1 pseudogene is annotated in these 1,434 nt (G+C 40.4%); it reads right to left on the bottom strand.

Annotated elements, in window-relative coordinates:
• Window positions 1-1,434 (bottom strand): annotated as a pseudogene (locus tag QM409_RS10710) (IS1182 family transposase); the annotation flags it as partial.

Here is a 1,434-nt window from a genome sequence, read left to right as displayed (position 1 = left end):
AACGGCAAATCCGTTGTTTCAGATTGAAGACAAACATCGTTTTAATGTTTGTCTTTTTTATATCTTCAGCGTTACTATTCTCAAAATAGGCTAAAATCTTTATCAAAATAGTTTTCAGCGAAAAATAAAAAAGCTTCCCCGCCATCACTTTTACCAATTTTTTGATATTCAGGCACGCCAAAGCAAGTCCAACTTTTGCCTTCATTTTGGACTTACCCACTTCTCTTGTATAACGTAGATTGTGGTATTCTTTGGCTGTGCCAAAAAGCCGCTCCACCGATTCTTTACGTTTCTGGTAAAGTTCCTTACTTCCCTTTTGATGCCGAATCTCCTCACAAATCTCTAAATAATCCCTCCAAATATGGCGAGTAAGGATTTTCTGTTTCTTTTTACTTTCTGTGCAACTGGATAACAGAGGACAATTTGCGCAAATCTTAGGATCACTTTTATACTCACGATAGCCATCGCGATTTGTTGTAGAGTAGGCTAACACGTGATTTTCAGGGCAAAGGTAACAGTCATAGTATTCCTCATAGATAAAATCCTTAGGGTGAAGCTTCCCTTTCTTTCCACGAGGGCGAGTATAAGGGAATACAGGTGTAATATTTTGGTCAAGGAGGAATTTTGCAATACTTGGAGTCTTATAGCCAGCATCGGCAATAAGATAGTCAGATTGGAATCTCTTCAACTGTTCAAAAAGTGCAAGAAAAGCCTGACTGTCATGCACATTGCCAGCATCGATACTATAAGCTAGTGCCCATCCATGCTGATCGCACCCTACTTGGGCATTGTAGGCGAACACTTCCTTATGCTCTCCCTTGTGAAACCAACCACTTTCAGGGTCGGTAGTAGAAGTCTTCTTCGGCTCAGCCTAGCTTTCTTTTGCAGGCTCGAACGACTCTTTTCCGTGCTTTTTCCGATCTAAGTCAATCTCAACTTCCAGTTGCTTACTCATAAACTTAGCTTGCTTGTCTAGAACTTGATGAGTATATTTGTGGTTATTAGCTGCGGCCTTGATATGAGTCCCATCAATAAAAACCTCAGTCGGGTCAATCAAACCTTGCCCCCATACAATGGATAGAACATAATGAAAAATTTCCTCTATTACTTCCTTATCTTGAAAACGACGATTGTAATTTTTGCCATAAGTGGTAAAATGAGGAACCTTATCGTTTAAGCTCAAACCCAGAAACCAGCGATAGGCGGTATTGACCTCAATGTCCTTGATAGTTTGGCGCATGGAACGGATACCGTAGAAACATTGGATGAGAGGGATTTTAACCAGCATAACAGGGTCTAAACTAGGACGTCCTTTATCCTCAGAATAAGTATCTGCGACCAAGTCATAGATGAAGGAAAAATCGATAACTTGCTCAACTTGACGAAGAAAATGGTCTTGCGGAACGAGTTCATCTAGCGTGTAAAAACCAACTT

It is taken from the genome of Streptococcus mitis, assembly GCF_047465045.1.
Classification (GTDB): domain Bacteria; phylum Bacillota; class Bacilli; order Lactobacillales; family Streptococcaceae; genus Streptococcus; species Streptococcus mitis_DT.
Note: the sequence above shows the minus strand (reverse complement) of the source record. Positions and strands in the feature narration are given on the sequence as shown.